General features: G+C 70.3%; 5 protein-coding genes. All 5 read left to right on the forward strand.

Annotation, left to right across the window (positions count from 1 at the left end; translation table 11 throughout):
• Positions 1–541: hypothetical protein (locus tag QZV72_RS12120; RefSeq protein WP_297008825.1), on the forward strand; the 541-nt coding region annotated here is incomplete at its 5' end.
• Positions 538–1,251, forward strand: a complete 714-nt coding sequence (locus QZV72_RS12125; RefSeq protein ID WP_297008827.1) for an N-acetylglucosamine-6-phosphate deacetylase — start codon at positions 538–540, stop codon at positions 1,249–1,251. The genes QZV72_RS12120 and QZV72_RS12125, both read left to right, overlap by 4 nt.
• Before the next feature lie 119 nt (positions 1,252–1,370).
• A complete protein-coding gene (locus tag QZV72_RS12130) occupies positions 1,371–2,666 on the forward strand; it encodes a hypothetical protein (protein ID WP_297008829.1) in 1,296 nt (431 codons plus the stop codon).
• Positions 2,667–2,753: 87 nt separating this feature from the next.
• Positions 2,754–3,347, forward strand: a complete 594-nt coding sequence (locus tag QZV72_RS12135) for a GtrA family protein (protein ID WP_297008830.1) — start codon at positions 2,754–2,756, stop codon at positions 3,345–3,347.
• Positions 3,337–3,771 (forward strand): GtrA family protein (locus QZV72_RS12140; protein WP_297008832.1); only part of this gene is annotated, 435 nt, incomplete at its 3' end. The genes QZV72_RS12135 and QZV72_RS12140, both read left to right, overlap by 11 nt.

The following is a 3,771-nucleotide window of genomic DNA, read 5'->3' on the forward strand; positions in this document are numbered from 1 at the left end:
CATGAGTGCCACCTACCACCCGTCGCACACCTCCGATCTTCCCGTTCTGGGGGCGACGACCGTCAGTTACTACCTGGTCCAGGACCTGGTGAGGACGCCGTGGCGTCGGCGTGCCGCTGGTGCAGCCGTCCTCGGTGCCGGAGTCGCCGCGGCCTACGCCACCCGTGGGGACACAGTCGCCACCACATCTGAACGGTCCGCCACCGTCGACCGCGTCGCCCCGGACAGCACCGGCCACGGGGACGCCGGGGACACGTCCGCCCCGACCGACCGGCACGCCGCCCCGGCGTCGGCGAATCCCCGCCGGATCGCCCTGCTCTCCGGCGTTTTCGTCGGGACGCTCGCCCTCGGGACCTGGCTCACGTCCCGGATCGACCGTGCGGCTGTCCGGGGTGTGGCGTCCGTCGGGGGCCGGCTTCCGCTGATCGGCCGGGTGGTCCGACGCTTCCCCGCGACGACCTGGGGTGCCCTGCAGTTCGGTACCGTCGCCGCCGTCCAGATCGCCACGCAGCAGGGCACACAGAGGAAGGGCGGGAAGTGACCGACCCCGCGACCTCCCCGGACGCGGCGGCGGACACCGCCGCTGAAACAACCGAAGCTCCGGTCGCCACCGAGACCGGCACCCGCCCGCAGGACCCGCCGGTGCTCATCGCCGCCACCGTCGGTGAGGTCACCGCGATCTGGCAGGTAGAGGTGGACGCCCGCGTCGTGCTCGGTGAGTTCTCCGGCGCCTGGCTCGTCGACGCCGACGGTATCCGCGGCTTCGCCGCCGACGCCGACTGGATCCACCGGCGTGACTCACGGGAAGACATGCTCGCCCTCATCCTCGCCCGGCCTGTCATCGTCGTCGGCGAGGACGGCGCACCACTCGCCGGGGACGACGCCCGCAACTCCTTCTCCCTCCCGGCGGGCACCGCGGACACCCTGCAGATCGTCGACGTGGCCGCCACCGTGGCGCAGGCTGCCGGGGCGGTCGAGGTGAACAAGGTGTCCTTCGCTGAGGCGAACCCCGGCAAACGACAGCCCGGATGGGGTGCCGCCTGGGCCGACGCCGACTTCACCCCGCTGCCTGGACGTGCCCCCGGGGGATTCACCGCCGATGAAGACCGGGACGCCGGGGAGGCCGTCGTCCGGGCACTTGCCGGGGCCCGTGGCCTGCGCGGGCTCGTGCAGAACTGGAACGCCCTGGACAAGTTGCGGGTGCAGCGCATCGGCGGCGACCTGCGCGCGCTGCCTCTCGTCGTGAACTGAGGTGCCGGCCTGTGCCGGCCCCGTGCCGGCCTGCGCCGGCCTGCGCCGGCCTGTGACGGCCCCGTGCACCGGCCCGGCGTCCCCGGCGAGTCGCACGGTCCGGCGCTACCCTGGGTGCCATGAGTGCCCAGCAACTGCCGCAGCGTCGGGGAGCAGGACGGGGAGTCGTCCGCGACCATGCCCCGTCCGGTGATCCCGGCGGCCTCGCCGCAGTGCTCGAGCTTCCGGGCATCGCCCATGCTGCCCGCCCCGCCCCACCAGTCGACGCCGCCGACCACGAACTCACCCTCCTGCTCCTGGCCGAACACCACGTTCCCGGCCTGGGTTGGTTCACCCGCGCTCTCGGGCTCAACGGAGCACTCTCGGTCGCCGAAACCGCCCGTGCCGTCCTGCTGTCGCTGGAGTGGCCAGGGGCGTCCACCATGCTCGACGGCACCGGCGTCGGCGGCGTCGGTGATATCACCACCTGGTCCCTGCAGGCCCGCCGCGACGACCGGCTGCGGGTCTACTCCCGCACCGCCGGGTCGATCGGCACCCCGCTGCGTGAGGCGCTGGGCCGTGACGGGACGGGCATCCTCGTCGTCGACGGGTACACCGTCACCGTCACCACCGCCGGCGCGATGCCCCGCGACGACCACACCCCCGACGCCGTCTGCCTCGCCGGTGGTTTCGCGCCCGACCCCGACCGTGGGAACGGCGGGATCACCCCCACCGCCCCCGCTGCAACTGTGTCCTTCCCCACGTCCTTCCCCACGTCCTTCCCCTCCTCCACCCCCACGTCCTTTCCCTCCTCCACTTCCACGCTCGCCCCCTCCTCCACCCCCAGGTCCTTCGCCTCCCCCGGTACGGTCGAACACCCCGTCGGTCTGCCTCGCGACGTCGACCTCGCCGCAGTGAACGTCGCCCTCACCGGCGAGGAGACCGTCGCCGAGATCCTCGGCGGGCTCGACCCCGAACTGCGCGCCCTGCTGCTCGGCGGGGACCTCTACGAGTTCACCCCGCTGCTCCAGGCCCTCGATCTGGGCCGGCCCTCCCAGGTCGGAGAGGCGACGCGACGGGTGCTGGAGGGCTTCCCCGCCGAGACCACCCCGGTCGGCCGCGCCGCCGCGTGGTCCCGGGTGGTGGCGCTGTCGACCCTGTCCGACCGGGAGACCGCCGACGAGGTCGCCTCAATGCTCATGGCCGCCCTCGGCTTCACCCGGGCGGACGCCGGTCTCGGCTCCACCGACGGACACCAGTCCAGTGACCCCCTGTCCGCCGCGGAGATCCGAGAGTTGTCGCACGCCTCGGGCCATCTCCTGGCGACGTGTGGTGCCGACGTCTGGGAAGGGCCGGCGTCCGCCGTGATCCCGCTGGTGCCGAAACGCAGCCTCGTCGACCGCCTGGAGATGTACCGCTTCCTGCTGCAGGCGTGACGCGCCGGTGTGACGGTTCGGTGAATCAGGGGCGCGCTGAGTAGCGTAGAGCGGTGATTCCCTTTTCCACAGCGAGTGAGGACTCCCGTGACCGATGCCGTCGCCGAGCGGCCGCCCGAGAACCCGGCCAGGCCTACCGGGCGTAAACGCCGCATCCTGAAGCAGTTCATCGCCTTCGGCATGGTCGGCGCGTCCGGATTCGTGGTGAACCAGGGCGTCATGGTGCTGTCGAACAGGTTCACCCAGGCGGTGTGGGGCTTCGACCAGTACCACCCCTTCGTCAACATCTTCAGCTCGGCATTCCACGTGCGCTGGTACCACGTGTTCAGTGTGCTGGCGTTCGTGGTGGCGAACATCTGGAACTTCTTCCTCAACCGGCGGTACACCTTCAGGGCGCCGAAGGGCACGCCGTGGCTGCGCCCCATGTTCAGTTTCATGCTGGTCGGTGTGTTCGGCCTGCTGATCACCCTTCTGGTGCAGACTGCACTGGTCAACGATGATTCCCCGATCGCCCTGTCACGGTCGGTCTGGGATGATTCGACAGGGCTGAGGACGCGCGCCTACTGGGGTAACTTCATCGGCGTCATCGTCGCTATCCCGGCGAACTTCCTGTTCAACAAGCTGTGGACCTTCCGGCACCGGCCCGGCAAGGGAGAGGTGTCGGTGAAGCATGTCGGCTGAGGTGACCTCCGTGGCGTCCGGGAAGGACGCGGGGACCATGGTCGTTCAGGTTCCGCTGGTGACCCAGCTCTTCCGGTTCATCTGCACCGGTGTGGTCGGCGCGGTCGTCGACTTCGGGTCGACGTACCTGCTGTCACTGGTGGGCCTGTCGCACGCCGGGTCGAAGACCGTCGGCTTCATCCTGGGGACGCTCACCGCGTACTTCATCAACCGGCGGTGGACCTTCCAGGCCGCGCCGTCGCGCCGGCGGTTCATCGCGACGATGTGCTCCTACCTGCTGACCTACCTGGTGCAGCTGGGACTGTTCCTGGTGTGTATCCCCTGGCTGGAAGACCACGGGTTCTCCGATTTCTGGACGCAGGCGATCAGTTTCGTCATTGCGCAGGGCACCGCGACGGTGCTGAACTTCATCATCCAGCGCTGG

It is taken from the genome of uncultured Corynebacterium sp. (assembly GCF_902782855.1).
GTDB lineage: Bacteria > Actinomycetota > Actinomycetes > Mycobacteriales > Mycobacteriaceae > Corynebacterium.

Bases quoted from the DNA above. Each gene is read 5' to 3' on its own strand.
- QZV72_RS12130 (WP_297008829.1), top strand. From the start codon at position 1,371: ATGAGTGCCCAGCAACTGCCGCAGCGTCGGGGAGCAGGACGGGGAGTC.